This window comes from Mycobacterium sp., assembly GCF_052143115.1.
Classification (GTDB): domain Bacteria; phylum Actinomycetota; class Actinomycetes; order Mycobacteriales; family Mycobacteriaceae; genus Mycobacterium.
Map to the genome: position 1 here is coordinate 1 of NZ_JBKQTQ010000202.1, position 15,181 is coordinate 15,181.

General features: G+C 64.8%; 12 protein-coding genes and 5 pseudogenes. 6 read left to right on the forward strand and 11 right to left on the reverse strand.

The genetic code is table 11. The features are described 5' to 3' along the window. Positions 1-147 precede the first annotated feature (147 nt). On the reverse strand, positions 148-384 hold the full coding sequence (locus tag ACLQI9_RS21115) for a type II toxin-antitoxin system Phd/YefM family antitoxin (RefSeq protein WP_422268586.1): 237 nt from the start codon (positions 382-384) through the stop codon (positions 148-150). 150 nt (positions 385-534) lie between these two features. On the opposite strand from ACLQI9_RS21115, the gene ACLQI9_RS21120 reads away from it, so the two are divergent. The 3 genes and pseudogenes from ACLQI9_RS21120 to ACLQI9_RS21130 form a co-directional block, all read left to right on the forward strand. After that, on the forward strand, positions 535-765 hold the full coding sequence (locus ACLQI9_RS21120) for an antitoxin (RefSeq protein ID WP_442382291.1): 231 nt from the start codon (positions 535-537) through the stop codon (positions 763-765). Then, a complete protein-coding gene (locus ACLQI9_RS21125) occupies positions 762-1,163 on the forward strand; it encodes a TA system VapC family ribonuclease toxin (protein WP_442382292.1) in 402 nt (133 codons plus the stop codon). Before ACLQI9_RS21120 ends, ACLQI9_RS21125 begins: the two co-directional genes overlap by 4 nt. A gap of 2 nt (positions 1,164-1,165) precedes the next feature. Next, positions 1,166-1,249 (forward strand): annotated as a pseudogene (locus tag ACLQI9_RS21130) (type II toxin-antitoxin system VapC family toxin); the annotation flags it as partial. Here ACLQI9_RS21130 and ACLQI9_RS21135 read toward each other — a convergent pair. The 5 genes and pseudogenes from ACLQI9_RS21135 to ACLQI9_RS21155 all read right to left on the reverse strand — a co-directional run. Further along, positions 1,231-1,608, reverse strand: coding sequence for a hypothetical protein (locus ACLQI9_RS21135; protein WP_442382298.1), 378 nt, complete (start codon positions 1,606-1,608; stop codon positions 1,231-1,233). The pseudogene ACLQI9_RS21130 and the gene ACLQI9_RS21135 overlap by 19 nt on opposite strands. Continuing rightward, positions 1,605-1,889 carry a transposase gene (locus ACLQI9_RS21140; RefSeq protein ID WP_442382293.1) on the reverse strand — a complete coding sequence of 95 codons (285 nt, stop codon included), beginning with the start codon at positions 1,887-1,889 and terminating at the stop codon, positions 1,605-1,607. The genes ACLQI9_RS21135 and ACLQI9_RS21140 overlap by 4 nt, the downstream gene beginning before the upstream one ends. Positions 1,890-2,179: 290 nt before the next feature. Continuing rightward, a pseudogene (locus ACLQI9_RS21145) lies at positions 2,180-2,395 on the reverse strand (nuclease); the annotation flags it as partial. A 188-nt stretch (positions 2,396-2,583) separates the two neighbouring features. Then, the gene (locus tag ACLQI9_RS21150) at positions 2,584-2,982 is read right to left on the reverse strand and encodes a VOC family protein (RefSeq protein WP_442392136.1); all 399 of its coding nucleotides are present in this window, start codon (positions 2,980-2,982) and stop codon (positions 2,584-2,586) included. Between the two features lie 386 nt (positions 2,983-3,368). Continuing rightward, positions 3,369-3,537: pseudogene (locus ACLQI9_RS21155) on the reverse strand (IS481 family transposase); the annotation flags it as partial. Between the two features lie 114 nt (positions 3,538-3,651). Between ACLQI9_RS21155 and ACLQI9_RS21160 the strand changes: the two are divergent. Beyond that, a complete protein-coding gene (locus tag ACLQI9_RS21160; protein WP_442392137.1) occupies positions 3,652-5,556 on the forward strand; it encodes a DUF4118 domain-containing protein in 1,905 nt (634 codons plus the stop codon). A gap of 88 nt (positions 5,557-5,644) precedes the next feature. Then, positions 5,645-6,930 (forward strand): annotated as a pseudogene (locus ACLQI9_RS21165) (alpha/beta hydrolase fold domain-containing protein). Here ACLQI9_RS21165 and ACLQI9_RS21170 read toward each other — a convergent pair. After that, on the reverse strand, positions 6,912-7,766 hold the full coding sequence (locus tag ACLQI9_RS21170; RefSeq protein WP_442392138.1) for an SDR family oxidoreductase: 855 nt from the start codon (positions 7,764-7,766) through the stop codon (positions 6,912-6,914). The pseudogene ACLQI9_RS21165 and the gene ACLQI9_RS21170 overlap by 19 nt on opposite strands. 30 nt (positions 7,767-7,796) lie before the next feature. Beyond that, positions 7,797-9,212, reverse strand: a complete 1,416-nt coding sequence (locus ACLQI9_RS21175) for a WS/DGAT/MGAT family O-acyltransferase (RefSeq protein WP_442379417.1) — start codon at positions 9,210-9,212, stop codon at positions 7,797-7,799. Between the two features lie 106 nt (positions 9,213-9,318). Here ACLQI9_RS21175 and ACLQI9_RS21180 point away from each other — a divergent pair. Further along, a pseudogene (locus ACLQI9_RS21180) lies at positions 9,319-9,522 on the forward strand (hypothetical protein); the annotation flags it as partial. 675 nt (positions 9,523-10,197) lie between these two features. Here ACLQI9_RS21180 and ACLQI9_RS21185 read toward each other — a convergent pair. From ACLQI9_RS21185 to ACLQI9_RS21195, 3 genes are all read right to left on the reverse strand, one after another. Beyond that, complete coding sequence (locus ACLQI9_RS21185) at positions 10,198-10,509, reverse strand: hypothetical protein (protein ID WP_442379419.1); 312 nt, start codon at positions 10,507-10,509, stop codon at positions 10,198-10,200. An 83-nt stretch (positions 10,510-10,592) separates the two neighbouring features. Further along, positions 10,593-13,676 (reverse strand): DUF3427 domain-containing protein, encoded by a 3,084-nt coding sequence (locus ACLQI9_RS21190; protein WP_442379423.1) that lies wholly within the window; start codon positions 13,674-13,676, stop codon positions 10,593-10,595. A 128-nt stretch (positions 13,677-13,804) separates the two neighbouring features. Then, a complete protein-coding gene (locus ACLQI9_RS21195; RefSeq protein WP_442379421.1) occupies positions 13,805-14,965 on the reverse strand; it encodes an HNH endonuclease domain-containing protein in 1,161 nt (386 codons plus the stop codon). Positions 14,966-15,181: the final 216 nt, after the last annotated feature.

Genomic DNA, 15,181 nt, shown 5'->3' on the forward strand with positions numbered 1-15,181 from the left:
TATGGGCGACATGCGGCCCCACCGACAGCTCGGCCAACGTGATCGCGCTGATCACGGCTTCGTCGGGCAGATCTGCGGGGTCGTCGATGCGCCCAAGCAGGATCACCGTTGATGTGTCGAGCATCCCTCTCGACGCCGGCTCAGGGCTCACAGCGTTGGATCAATGACGGTGTCGATGTCACGTCGCAGCACGTCGGGGTCAACGCGAGGCAACCCTTTCCTGCGCTCAATGAGTTCGACAGGTCTGGCGCTGCGGCGTGGCAGCGGGCGCAACTCGGCGACCGCGCGCCCGTCCCGGGTGACGATCACACGTTCGCCGCGCTCCACACGGTCCAGCACCTCTCCTCCTCTATTACGGAGGTCGCGCACGGTTACTGACTCCACAGCCGCAGTGTATCACCGGTGAGACAGACAAATCCTGCCTGACGAATACAACCCAGACGAATATGCAGCGCACGACGAAGGTCGGCCTGAGCAAGTGCACCGGCAGTGTTTGCACCGACGCATCATGATGCAGCGATGCTAGGATTGGGCGTGCGCACCACCATTGATCTCCCCGACGACCTGCACAAACAGGCGCTGGCGATTGCGCGGGACACCCACCGCACGTTGAGCGAAACTGTCGCCGACCTCATTCGACGCGGCCTGGGAGCCGGCAGCACCGCCGCCGCGATCTCCGTAGACCCCAGGACGGGGCTGCCTCTGGTGAGCGTTGGGACAGTCGTGACCTCCGAGGACGTGCGCTCATTGGAGGATGAGGAGTGACGGCGCTGCTCGACGCGAACGTGCTCATCGCACTGGTCGTCACCGAGCATGTGCATCATGACGCCGCCGCGGAATGGCTATCGGCATCCGACACAGGATTTGCGACGTGCCCGATCACACAAGGAAGTCTTGTTCGATTCCTGCTGCGGACGGGGCAAACCGCGGCAGCTGCGCGGGATGTCGTCAGTGCAGTCGAGGGTGCGAACCGCCACGAGTTCTGGCCCGACAGTGTCTCTTTCGCCGATGTAGAGGTCGGTGGCGTGGTCGGTCACCGACAGGTAACAGATGCCTACCTTGCTCAGCTCGCACGAAGCCGCAAAGGGCGGTTGGCGACTCTCGATAGCGGTCTGGCGCACCTGCACAGCGACATCGCGGTACTCATACCCACGGCACCCTGATGTCCGAAGCGTATCGCGACTTCGGGCGAGGCGGCGGGCATCCGGCGGCGCTTAACCTCGGCGACTGCTATTCAGCGGCGTTAGCGACGTCCTTCGAAACTAGCGGCGCGACGGTGGTGTCCGCATTGGTGAAGCTGTCGAGATAGCGCACGAGTTGATCAGCAATCCGGCGCCTATCAGCAGACCGGGCCTCGGCTGGTCGGACTAGCCGCAAGACGGCCTCCCGCGCCACAGTCGACGTCGGGAGTCCCCGGCTGGCCGCGACGCGCTCCAGCTCCTCCAGCTCCTCGGGGTTGAGCCGGATCTGCAGCGTCTTGCTGCGGCCGTGGCCACGCGTCACAGTCGTCGCGTCGGTGATCGGGGCGTCGCGGTCAGCGTCGATCGCCTCGGCCTCCTCCTCGAGGAGCGCCGCGATTTCCTTCTTCGTGCGTTTCTTCGCGGTCATGATTCCTCCGTGCCTTCATAGCGTCGCTGGTCTTTCGGGTTGGCCTTCCAGACGTTTACCCCGTAAGTGGTGCCCTCCTCGTCGAGGACGATCACGGTCAGCACAGCCTGTGCGGTGATCGAGTAGCCGATGATGCGGACACCGCGGCCTGACTTCGACGCCGGGTCGGGTTTGATGACCACTCTGTCGGGGTCGGCGAGCGCCTCGTCGGCTTCATCCGGTGTCACGCCGTGTTTGGCGATGTAGTCGCCGCGGTGCGACCAGTCGGCGGTCTCGAACACCAACCTAATGTACTACAACGTATTACATACGGGAATTCCGCCAGACCGATGGCGCCGCGCTCGTATCCTCATCGAACCAACCCGAGCCCAGATACCTGGTCTGCCTTACAGGGCACGGACTAGCTTGCCGGTAAGGCGGGTGCCGGATGCCGGTGGGAGTCTGATGGGTGGGACCAACGCAGACGGAGAAACTTTCGTCACGGCAGAGTCCCAAACCTCATCCGCCATTACGTCGACGGAAGGTGCAAACGGCGGGCGAGATCCGGCCCGCCGACTTCGCGGATGAAGTCCGCGTCAGCGAAGTCCTGGGCCTCGTCGACGACGATCGAGTCGAACCGGTGGCCGGGGTCGAGTTGTGCTGCCAGATCAGCCATTTGAAGCGGCAGGTCGTGTTCCCAGAACTGCACGGTCTCCTCGGTGCGCAAGGATTCGTCGGGCCCTTCGGGCGCTCCCCACCGCACGCCGAGGGCGTGGAACTCGCCGACGTAGGCCAGTTGGTGGCGGCGCCGTGACTTTAGCGATTCCGGTCGATTCCCAATCGTTATCGATGAATAAAAGATGACCTCAGGGGCCATTTCGAACCCCATAAGGTCTTCGGTGACGACCTGAACGAGATGGCGCTCTGGGCGACTCAGCTCGCGGGCGGCGCACCTTTGTGGATCTCTTCATCAGGCGTTGTACGGCACGCAAGCACCTACTCGCCTTCGCCGCTGGGTCCCTCGTCGGTGTGGAGCTGGATATGGACCAGGTCCGGGCCGGTGACGGTCACCGCCCAGCCCAGGTGCGCCTGGTGCACACCGCTGTGTTCGACATCGAATGTGGTGAGGCGTTCTACCCAGCGCAGCAACTCATCGTGGTTGGCGACACTCAGACCGAACAACGGGTATCCGCGCAATGTGGCCAGCGGCTCGGCGGCGCGCCGCAACAACAGACGGGCACCGCACGGATGTTGCAGCAGCACGGCCGTTACCTCGTTTTCGCGTTCCTCGATCAAGAGGGCGGCGAAATCGAAGACCCGTACATACCAGTCGCTGGCCGCCACCGGATCGCTGGACGGCACGGTGACGTGGTGTAAGCCAATCAACAGGGGCACTCGATTATTCTTGCCGCCGCGAGACAATTCGTTAACCCGGGCCCCCCACCGTCACGTCCACGTCGCGGAGCTTGCCCGCAAGATCAGGCGGGTTGAAGTCGGTGATCGAGGCGTGTTCCGGAGCCAAGCCGAAGATCGATACCGGCTTGGGTGGAGGCTGCCGACGCGGTCACTGCCGGGTTCGGGGACCGCTACCGGTCGGGTCGCCGGGTTCCTAATAGGGCATCTCAACTTCCGGCAGTGGCCCCGCTCGCCAACATGGTCAACAGGCAACAAGTCGCCAAGCGCTCCAATCGATCGAGCAATGATGACGAACGGGTGCCGGACGGCACCGATCCTTCCTGCCGGCCGCGGGACAGGCCCAACGCCGCCCACCCAGATTGAATATCAGTCAAGATCTGCTCTGGCGCCCCGTAGGCGGCCAGGCCGGCCCGCAACTCGTCACAGACCATGCGGGTGCGCTCGGCGGCCATCAACCGCGCACACGCACATCCGAGAATGGTCATCGATCCCGGTCAACGCTTTGGCGCGGGTCCCGTCGGCGAGCGGGAAACCGCACCGGGCCCGGCCACATCGTCGGTCGTCATGGCTGGTGACCTTCTGCCCTTGGTGCGCCCCCTTTGCCAACTGTAGGTTCGATCCGACGTGTGGCAGTGAAGGGTGATCGCGATGAGCGGCGGAATGTCGGCGGGTTCGACATCGTCTGCGAGCCGAGGTCGGCTGCGCGTCTATCTCGGTGTTGCTCCGGGAGTCGGAAAGACCTACGCCATGCTGGCCGAGGCCAAGCGCCTGGCTGAGCGGGGAGTGGATGTGGTCGTGGGTTTGGTCGAGACCCACGAGCGCGCGGATACCGAGGCCATGCTCGCCGCGTTGGAGCAAATTCCGCTCGCCCAGACCAGCCACCGAGGGTCCATCTTCGACGAGCTCGACGTGGACAAGGTGCTGGCTCGACGTCCGGCGGTGGTGCTGGTCGATGAATTGGCCTACACCTGCGTACCGGGCAGCCGCCACGAGAAACGCTGGGAAGACGTGCAAGAGCTGCTAACCGCCGGTATCGATGTGATCACCGCGCTCAACGTGCAACACATCGACAGCCTCAACGACGCCGTCGAAGCAGTCACCGGCATCGCCCAACACGAGACGGTGCCCGACGCGGTCGTGGCCGGCGCCGACGAAATCGAGTTCCTCGACATCACCCCGCAGCAGTTGCGCGCCCGCATCGCCGACACCGACGTCCTGCGGCCAAGCGCCACCCCGCACGCGCTGACCGGCTTCTACGCCGCCGAGCGGTTGGCCGCGCTGCGCGAACTCGCGATGGGCTGGCTGCAGCAACGCGGTCACCTCGGCGCCGCCGGCCCGGTCGCGCTGAGCCGGGCACCGGCGGCGGTTGCTTCGCAGCGGGTCGTCGTCGCGTTGACCGGCGACCCGGAGGGCGAGCACGTCCTGCGGCGGGCCGCGCAGATCGCCACGACGGTCGGCGGCGAGCTGATCGGGGTGCACGTGCGGGAACCCACAGGCCTGGTGGGGGCGGAGCCCGCATGGCTGACCGGCCAACGCCGACTGCTTGGCGAATTGGGTGGCCACTACACCGAATTGGCCGGCATCGATGTCGCCGCTGCGGTACTGGATTTCGCCCGCAACGAGAATGCTCACCAGTTGGTGTTGGGCGCAACCCGACGCTCCCGCCGTCAGGAGTTGCTGCACGGCTCGGTGATCAACAAGGCGATCCGAACCGCCGGCCCGGTCGAGGTTCATGTCATCCCCGCCCGCTGGCCACCCCGTCAGAGACCGGCGATCAGGCTGACCATCCCGTCGCTGCGGCCGGTCCCGCTTCCCGGGCTGCGCCGGCTGGCGGCCTGGATCCTCGCGGTCATTGCGCCCGTGGCGATCACGGTCGGTATGACCCCGTTTCGCGCTCCGCTCGGGCTTGCCGGCGCACTGCTGTGCAATCTGCTCGCGGTGCTCTGCGTGGCCCTGCTCGGCGGGGTTCTGCCTGCCCTGCTGGCCACCGCCGTTGCCGTCCTGATGTCCGACTACTTCTTCACCCAGCCATTGCACACCCTGCGAGTCAGTAACGCGGTCGATGTGGTCGCCCTGATCACCTTCGGGATCGTCGCGCTCGCGGTCGGGGGCTTGGTCGACGTGCTCACCCGTCAAGGGGTCCGGGCCGCACGCGCCGACGCCGAGGCCCGCAACCTCGCCAGGCTCGCCGCCGGTGCCATGGCCTCGCCTCGCGACCTCAGCGAGGCCGTCGATTCGATCCGGCGAACCTTCGACCTCGACGCCGTCGCGGTGCTGTGTGACACCGGCACCGGCTGGAACGTGGAGACTGCCGTCGGCGCGACCCAACTACAGCACCCCGACCAGGCCGACTACCAGGTCCAGATTGGGACCGGACGCGTTCTGGCCATCATCGACGCACGACGCACCGCCCGCGACACCGCGCCGCTACAAGCGTTCCTCACCGAACTACGACTCGCCAGGGGACGTGCCCTGCTGCAAGCTCTCCTTGACAACACACCGCAACCGGCAACTAACCAATGCCAAGCTCGGCCACGCCCAACTCCCGCATAAATCCAACGGCAAAAGCTCTCAGACGTTCGAGAGCCGTGAGATCACTGGTCGTCGTCCGCACGGCTTGATCGCCTCGTAAGGTGACCGCATGCGGACAGCTCGAATCATCCACGTCATCCGGCAAATAGGGTCGTTGGCAGTAACGGCAGTGACCGCCGCTTCCACGCTCAACGCCTATCGGCCGTTGGCGCGCAACGGATACCCCTCGCTGTTTTCGTGGGCGTTCGGCCTGGTTGTCACTGAGTTGCCCCTGCAGACACTGCTCAGCCAGCTCGGCGGCCTGGCGTTGACAGCCCGCCGACTGACCCGACGAGTGCGGGCGGTCGCATGGCTGGTAGCGGGCATCTCGGCGCTGGGCTTGCTGAACTTCAGTCGCGCGGGCCACCAGGCCAATGTCCCGCTGGCTGCGGCTTTGGACAGCGGCCTGGGAACCTCTCGCCACACCGACTCCGCGGGTCTGTGGCGCCGGCCGGCCGGCGGTGGCACCGCCAAAACGCCGGGACCGCTGCGAATGCTGCGGATCTACCGCGACTACGCCCACGACTCGAACATCAGCTACGGCGACTACGGCAGCGCTAACCACCTAGATATCTGGCGGCGTCCCGATCTGGATCCGACCGGAAAGGCGCCGGTGCTCTTCCAGATCCCCGGCGGTGCCTGGACGACGGGAAACAAACGCGGACAGGCCCATCCGTTGATGAGCCACCTTGCAGAGCTGGGCTGGATCTGCGTGGCGATCAACTACCGGCATAGCCCGCGCAACACCTGGCCCGATCACATCATCGACGTCAAGTGCGCCCTCGCGTGGGTCAAGGCGCACATCACCGAGTACGGCGGGATCCCGACTTCATCGCCATTACCGGTGGTTCGGCCGGCGGCCACCTGTCGTCGCTGGCGGCGCTGACGCCCAATAATCCCCAGTTCCAGCTTGGATTCGAAAACGCCGACACCCGGGTGCAGGCCGCCGTGCCGTTCTACGGCGTTTATGACTTCACCCGCGTCGAGGACGCGATGCATCCGATGTTGCTGCCGCTGCTCGAGCGAATGGTTGTCAAACAACCGCACACGGCGAACCTGCAGTCGTATATCGATGCGTCGCCGGTCAACCACATTTCCGCCGACGCTCCCCCATTCTTCGTGCTGCACGGCCGCAACGACTCACTGGTTCCCGTCGAGCAGGCGCGTGGGTTCGTCGCGCGGATGCGGCAAGTCAGCAGCCAGCCCGTCGTGTACGCCGAACTGCCGTTTACCCAGCACGCTTTCGACATCCTCGGCTCGGCCCGCGCGGCGCACGCCGCAGTCGCCGTCGAGCAATTCCTGGCCGAGATCTACGCGATACAGGTGTCGAAGTGCTCTCAGGCCGACGCGGAGTAGCCTCTGAAGCGCTTGAGGTAAGAGAACAGTCGATACTCTGGCACAGGCCTCGGCCAGTCGTCAGCGCGGAAGTAGGCGTCCGACCCGCCATCGACGAATAGAACGCTCCCACACAAGAAGTCCGCCGCATCCGAAAGCATGAACAGCACCCAGTCGGCCAGCTGCCCAGCGTCGCCGAACCCGCCGATCGGGATAGGGAAGGAACGAATGCGCTTCGCCTCCTTCGGCGTCGATAGCCCCTCCTCCAGAAGAGGTGTCATAATCGCCCCCGGAGCAAGAGCATTCAGGCGTATGCCTGCGCCCGCCCACTCGGTCCTGACCGCCTCACGTCGAACCCAACGGCTCACCGCGACCTTGGATGCGGCGTATAGGAACACCGAAGCATTCTTGCCGAAAAATCTCACGGAGCGAACCGCTTTCTCGGCGTCGTGCGCAAGGAACGCCCGTACGGTGCGCGCGGGCACCATGGGCGTTGTCGTTGTGGAGTTGCTCGAGAAGACAACGACCTTCGCGCGATCAGCGGCGGCCAGTGCCGGGCGCCACGCATCAAGCAGCTCAACGACGCCGAAGTAGTTAACCTCGGCGATCAGGCGCGCACGGTCAGCGGCCCGACTTGGGCCGAGCCCGGCTGCCAGCACGGCACCGTCCATTCTGGACCCCGACGCCGCCAAAACGCCGACAGCGGCCGCCTGGCGTCCCTCGCCGGTCGACAAATCGGCGACGATGTCCGCCTGCTTGATGTCCACTCCGATCACGGTGTGGCCGGCGTCGCGCAGCTTCTGCGCGACCTGGTGCCCCATGCCTGAGGCCGATCCGGTGACCGCGTAGGTACCCATGAGCGCATCTCCTTCCCCGCGCGGGCGCAATCACGTCACCGCTCCGACCGCGGTCTCCAGATCAACCAGCACGCGCTCGGTCAGCGGTATGAGCGACTCGATGTCCGGCATCACGTTCCGGCCGGAAACATAGCCGAACGTCACCTGGTCGGCATAAGAGCACATCGTCACATTCAGCGCCTGCCCGCCGATGGCCGTCGACACCGGATAGATCTCATCCATATGCGCGCCGTTCCAATACAAGTCGGCCGGCGGCCCGGGAACGTTGGAGATCGACACGTTGTAGCCGCGGCGTAGCCGCGGCGCGAACGGCACCATCGGCAACAGGACCGTGGGCCCGATACTCGGCGCGAGCAACAGCGTTGTCGCGTTCGACCCGCGGCTCGCCACCTGGTGCTTCGCCCACGTCATCGCCCGGTGGATTTGGGCCAGTCGCTCGGCCGGGTCGGCCGAGTCGGTGCCCAACGGGCACAACTCCAGACCGAACAAGTTCCCGTGCTGGTCCTCGTCGCTGGCGCGCTCGCGGCTGCGCACCGTTACCGGGCAGATGGCCACCAGCGACTTGTGGGGCAGCTCGTCGTGCGCGATGAGCCACTCCCGCAACACCCCCGCCACCACGGCGGTCACCACATCGTTGCCGGTCACTCCGGCCGCCTTCTGCACGGCCCGGATGCGCGACTTCGGCCAGCTGGCCCCCGCGAAGGCGTGCTCGCGGCCGAGCCGGCCGTTGAACCTGGTGTAGGGGGCGCCGAACGGCAGCACGGTATTCCTCGCCGCGAGGCTGGCGACCACTGTCGATATTTCGCCGAGGGCGAGTTGGCGGACAAAACCCAGGCCCGAGGTGGCGACGTTCACCGCCGAGCGCACCAGCGAGAACGGGTTGGGGATCAGTCCGCGTGAGGTTGCGGCACGCTCGGCTGGTTGCCCCGGCTCGATGGTGTAAAGCGGCGGCATTGACCGGCGATCGGGGTCGGCGGTCATCGCATCGGCGATCATCTTGAATGCGGCGACGCCGTCGACCACGGTGTGGTGCACCTTGATATACAAAGCGAATCGAGCGTCCTCGAGACCGTCGATCAGATACGCAATCCACATCGGTCGCGACCGGTCGAGCCGTTCGCTGTGCAGCTCGCTGATCAGCTTCCCTAGCGCTTCGCGATCGGCGCCCGCAGGCAGCGTGCGGCGCTGGATGTGGTCGCGCATGTCGATGTTGTCGTCGCTGCGCCACACCCAGACGCCCGCGGTGTCGACGCCGACGTGCGGGTGCCGGCGAAATCGCGGATCAAGCTCAGCGGTGCTTGTCAGCGCATCGCGGTACAGCTCGTCGACATACCCCGGGCCCGCCTCGGCGGGAGGCGACAGGATCAGCAGCGCGGCGACGTGCATCGGGTCGGACAGCAGCTCCGCCGCCATCATCGCTACGTCCAACGGCTCCAGCAGGTCCATCGGCTCAGGCCCCGACCTCTCCAACGAGATTGGGCCACAGTAGCGCTGTCGCGCCACAGCCCGCGCCGAAATGGCGGCCCCGGGCCGATGTGAACGTCGCCGGTTTATGCGCACTCCCCTTGTCGGGAAGGGTGGCGCGAGGGCGATCAGGTACGACGAGAACACCAAGGCCATGGCGGTGCGGTTGGTCGGCGAGCATCGCGACGACGACGACTCGGAGTGGGCGGCGTTGAAGGCGATCTCGGGCCGGTTGGGGATGACCGCGGAGACGCTGCGCAAGTGGGTGCGTCAGGCCGAGGTCGACGCCGGTGGGCGTCCGGTGGTGCACGAAATAGTCTGACGCCGAAGCCAAATCGTCAAACATCAGCCGGGTTAATACACCTCTGATCTGGGGCTGATGTGGGGCGGGCGGGACTCGAACCCGCGACCAACGGATTCGCGACTCATGGTTCTCGTTGACTGCCCGAAAGAACCGGTAAATGCTTGTGCGACAAAGAACTTGGTTCCCCGACGAGACCGACTAGACCTCACCGAGTCCGGGCGATTCCCGATCATTATCGATGAATAAACGATGACTTTGGAGGCCTGTTCGATCCCCATAAAGTGAAACGCGAGTGCCAAAGTGACAGGTCTGCGCACTGTCCGCTGGGGGTGTCGGCGCTCAAAGCTACAGTCTCAATCGGATCCCAAGACGGACAAGTGGAAGCAGAACCCGTGGCCTCGGCCGGGTGTTCGCCGACCTGCCGCACGACCTGCACCCCGCACCAGTGGCCGGGTTACTAGGAAGTCGCCCACCTCAAGTCGGCGGCTCGCGAAACGGTGGGATCTAGCCGATGCCGGTAATGTTTCGAATTGCTTGTGAAACAGAAACGTTCGTTTCACGAAGACTCGAGGGCGTACCGGGTGGCAAGGCAGGCGGTGTACATCACGCTGCGGCTGGGCGGTCGTAGCGCCCATTGATCAGCGCAGAAATTGTTGCCTGCTGCTACATCCGGTCCTGCGGTGTGCGGTGACCCGACGCGTTAATGACTTTTGCGGCGTCGCCTTGCTTCAGTCCGCAGCGATACACGAGCCACGTTGCATAGCGTTTGAGAGCGGGCTGTCGCTCCGACCATGCTGCGGTGGCTGCTGGAAGTACCGGCTGGGGGTCGCATTCGGATTCCAGGTGGTCCATCGTCTGCTGTGCCGGTAACGCTATTGGTTGTGCGGTGCCGGCCTCCGCGAGCGCCAGTTCGATCTCTTTGCCCAACGTCGTGAACCCCACGGCGGCAAGTGCAGCATCGTCGAGGTCATCCACGGCCTGGACGATCTGGCCAAGAACTACGACCGCCGGCTGACCGAAGGCCTCGCAGCGACGTCCTAAACGTTCATCGGCCGGCGTCAGGCGACCGCGGCCGCGAACGACTGATACAGGTCGCCGGGCAATGGCGTGTGCAGCTCCCACGTGATGGCCATCGGCCTCTCACCGACGTGGCCGCGATAGGTGGCGGGGCCGAGGAACCAGAAGGCGCGGTCGTCGGCGCGCAGGCGGGTGAACAGCATGATCGAGCGACCGTCGCGTTCCTGGTTTCGGTAACGCAGACCCGTGTCGCTGTCGGCCCGGGTCATTGACTGGCTCTCCCAATGGATGAGCGTGGGGCTGATGGCGTAGTCGCTGTAACGGGTGGTCGGTGAGAAGGCGCCGCTGCTCTTGTCGAGCGTGAAGGCGAACAGCTCGGCATTGGCGCTCTTGGCTTCGTACACGCCGCTCTGCCAGGCGGCGACCTTGGCGTTGGTGCCGATGCCGAAGGCGGCAAGGATCTCGATGCGCGAGTAGCGGGCGTGCACCTGCAGCGGAACATCGGGATGATGGTCGAGCTCGCCGTGGAGGTGGTCGATCCTGTCGTCGAGCTCGATGAGGAGCTGGGCGAGCTCGGCGCGTACCTGCGGGTGTGACCATACGAGATCGACGGTGTCCTGCAACGAGTGGTCCTTGGTGAGCACTTGGTCGCCCATGCTGGCGACGAGCATGCGGACGAGGCGTCGCTCACGTTCCGACATTTCGGAAATGTCAACCTGGGTTGACGACTCGAGGAGTCGCCGGTAGGTGGCGATGCGCTCGTCGTCGTCGATGTGCAGCAGACGACCGAGCGCCTTGCGCAGCGGCTTCTCGTGCTCTCCCGCCGGCTCGATCGGCACACCAGCCGCCTCGCATAGATCCGACCAGCCACGTGAGCCGTCATACACGTCGGGCAAGTCGAGTCCGGACTCCTTGAGGTACTTCGACAGCGTGACGTCGGGGTACTCCGCGTGGACTACCCGCAGTTCTTCGACGCGGGCCGGCCAGCGCGCTGGAATCGCCTCGCGCAGGCTGCGCAGTACGATCTCGGAAGCCTTCTCGTCGAGATGCATGTAGCAACCAGCGGGTAGGAAGGGAAAGCCTTGCTGCACGGCCCGTTCGATGTCGCGGCGTGTGCCGCCAATGAGAGCGCGGTAGCGGCGGTCGAAGCGGAACTCACGGCGATGTGTGCCCACGAAGTCGAGGACCGTGCAGAAGGTCTTGCCCTTCGATCGGCGCAGGCCACGTCCAAGTTGTTGGAGGAACAGCGTGGGGCTCTCGGTTGGACGCAGCATGAGCACGGTGTCGACCGCGGGCACGTCGACGCCTTCGTTGAAGAGGTCGACCGAGAAGACAACGCGGATCTTGCCGGCGGCGAGGTCTTGCAGTGCCGCCTTGCGGTCAGCCGGCGAGCTGTCACCCCACACCGCGACGGCAGGAACGCCGGCCTTGTTGAAGTGCTTCGCCATGAATTGGGCGTGGTCGATGCTGACGCAGAAGCCTAGGGCGCGCATGGTGCCGGGATCGTCTGCGAGACGGAGCACCTCTTGCAGGACGATGCGGGCCCAGGCGTCGGAGCTGGTGTAGAGGTTGCTGAGGGCTTCGATGTCGTAGCCCTGGCCTCGGCGCCACGGGATGTCGGTCAGGTCGAGCCCATCGTGGATGCCGAAGTACATGAAGGGCGAGAGGCGCTGCTGGTCGATGGCGTCCCACAGCCGGAGCTCGGCGGCAATGCGGTCGTCGAACCAGTGCAGCATCGAGAGGTCGTCGCTGCGTTCGGGCGTGGCGGTGAGGCCGAGCAGCTCCTCAGGCTCCACATGGTCGAGGAGCTTGCGGTACGAGGGCGCCGCCGCGTGATGGAACTCGTCGACGATCACGACGTCGAAGTGATCGGGCGCGAGGTCGTCGAAGTTGGCGGCATTGAGACTCTGGATCGAGGCAAAGACATGTTCGAAGCGTTGCGGCCGAGAGCCGCCGATCCACTTCTCGCCGAACGATGCGTCGCGCAACGCGTAGCGGAAGGTGGCGAGGCTCTGATCGAGGATCTCGTTGCGGTGAGCGACGAACAACAGGCGGGAGCGCAGCAGGTCTTCACGGAGGCGTGCGTAGTCGACGGCGGCCATGACGGTCTTGCCCGTGCCGGTGGCGGCGACGAGTAAGTTGTGATGGTGACCGCGGCCGCGTGACAGCGAGATCTGTTCGAGTAGACGATCCTGAAACGGTTCGAGCCGAAGCTCGATGGGACTGAGGACAACGACGGGTCCGGTGTCAGTGCGGCCGGCTCGTTCCGTCTCTACGTCGAACTGGTTGGGGTCGTAGGGAGCGAAGTCGGCGCTCTGCCAGTAACTCTCGAACACGGCCTCGAACTTGGCGAGGATGTCGGGGTTCCGGGCCGACGAGGCGCGGATGTTCCACTCGAGGCCGGTGACCTGGGCGGAGTGGGTGAGGTTTGACGAGCCGACGTAGGCGGTCGAGAAGCCGGAGCGGCGGTGGAAGACCCAGGCCTTGGCGTGGAGGCGAGTGGTGCTGAGGTCGAAGGAGATGTGCACATCGGCGCCAAGGCGAGTGAGTTGGTCGAGCGCAGCCCGCTCGGTGGAGCCGGTGTAGATGGTGGTGAGGACGCGCAGCGGTCTGCCGCGTCCGCAGTGACGACGGAGGGACGCGAGAAGCGGATTGATGCCGCTGCGTCGGATGAAGGCCATGACGACATCGATGGCGTCGGCCGAATCGATCTCGGCGTCGAGCTGATTCAGCAGGCCCGGCTCGCCGGGCGCGTTGGTGAGGAGCGTGGTGTCGAGGAGTGGGATGAGCGGTTCAGCGATCGGCTGCGGCGTCCCGTCGGGTCGCCGTTCGAGGATCGCGTGCAGGACCTCGCCCGGTTCGACGGGTGTGGCGGACGTGTCGGACTCGACGAGCTCGGCAAGCCGTGCGATGAGGTCACGTGCAATCTCGATGCCGACTTGGACTCGATCACTGTCACCTACGGCCGCGAGGGATTGCTCAATCTGCCGACTCAGATGCAGTGCGATCCGATCCGCAGCCTCGGCCGTGTGCAGGGGTCGAGTCGGGCGACGGCGACTCTCGAGTGAGTCGAGATGTGTGCGCAGCGCCTCGGTGACGAGTACCTCGTAGATCCCAGGATCCATGTCCGCCACATGTTTCTCCTATGTCAAGCCCATGCCGGTTGGCAAGGGGTTTCCACGGTCACAACACCTTCGGCCGCTACGTATTTCGGATAGTCGACCGAGTCGACCTTCCTATCGCTCATGGATATCTACCGTTTATTCACTTTTTTGGAGACCGCCGGTCGAGTAGGTCGGCGTGCGTGTGATGCCGCAGTCAGCGCTTCGCCCCCCAACAGCATCCATTCGGGCGGGTGCGACCGGTCGAGCGGCATGGTGTGGTCGACCGCCAACCACGTTTGCGAGTGCTCGGGGGTGCTTAGGTAGAGCCCGCGTCCCATGGACCGAACCTGGTCGTAGTCTGCAGTCCACGTGATGGTGTCTGCAATCTGCTCAAGCAGCGCTTTACCGCGACCAAGCGCGTTGCCGACGTGTTCGAGTGCTGGAAGAGAGTCCCGCTTGTTGCCATTGCATTCGCGGCACGCCTGTACGAGGTTCGCCAGGCCATCGATTCTTGACCGCGACCAGGGCAGCACGTGGTCGACCTCGACCGCATGCCTCTTATTGCAGTAGAAGCACTTGTCGCCGAACTCCTCCTGCAGCGCGGCGAAGGGTCGGTCAAGCGATACGCGATCGACGCCGAATAAGTGGCCCGGCAAGTCAGGTACATCATCACGAACCACGGGGTTCATTCGACGCACTTCATCTACCCATAAGACCTGCAATACCGGCTCCAGCAATCCAGACAGCCGTGCAAGCCCCCACGCCGCGCCTGGGTGTAGTTGGACCACGCCGTGCTCATCGATGGCATGCGGGCTCAACTTGTCGCGCATCCATGAGTCGTCGTAGAGGAATGGGTCGGAGACGGTTTTTCCGCTACCCTCGACCGGCAGGCGTTGTAATCGGTACAGCGGCCGCCACACCAATACGTTGCGCACTTCTCGCCGCGCCAACGAATACTCCTCAGGCAAGTGCAGCTTCACGTATCGAAGCGACATTTCGCGGTCGGTTGCCTTGGCAGCAGCGCCCAGCCGTCCCTTGGCATCAGCGCGGAGGCGTTCGACCGCGCTCAGAATCCGCGCCTTCTCGCCCGTGGATTGTTTGAGCATGTGTTTGGTGCCCTTGACCATTAACGGCAGTACCTGCCGCCAGTAGAGCTCTATGACCCGGTCGGCTAGGTCATCGAGCGGCACGTTCAGCGATGCCGCCGGATCATCCGGCAGATAGTTCGCCACGCAGTAATCAATAAGAGCCCATAGGGTGGCCAACTTGTAGGTCGCTACCCGCCTGCCGGTTTGCAGGATCTCAACCACGCGAGGTCCCAGCTCGAGCGGGTCAATGTCGGGCGTCCTGGTCACTTGGTCCGATCTAACCAATTCCGGTATCAGTTTCCGCACAATCTAGCTTCTCCGGGGCGCTTCGCCTCACCGTGATGATCGAAAATTCCGATGGCCTGTTGCGGTTTCGAACGGGGCCTGCGCTGGGTTCAGCGTCCAGGCGGCCGACGGTTCATGCTGGAGGGTGTTTCG

Bases quoted from the DNA above. Each gene is read 5' to 3' on its own strand.
- ACLQI9_RS21170 (WP_442392138.1), bottom strand. From the start codon at position 7,766: ATGGGTACCTACGCGGTCACCGGATCGGCCTCAGGCATGGGGCACCAG.
- ACLQI9_RS21175 (WP_442379417.1), bottom strand. From the start codon at position 9,212: ATGGACCTGCTGGAGCCGTTGGACGTAGCGATGATGGCGGCGGAGCTG.
- ACLQI9_RS21160 (WP_442392137.1), top strand. From the start codon at position 3,652: ATGAGCGGCGGAATGTCGGCGGGTTCGACATCGTCTGCGAGCCGAGGT.
- ACLQI9_RS21190 (WP_442379423.1), bottom strand. From the start codon at position 13,676: ATGGATCCTGGGATCTACGAGGTACTCGTCACCGAGGCGCTGCGCACA.
- ACLQI9_RS21135 (WP_442382298.1), bottom strand. From the start codon at position 1,608: ATGACCGCGAAGAAACGCACGAAGAAGGAAATCGCGGCGCTCCTCGAG.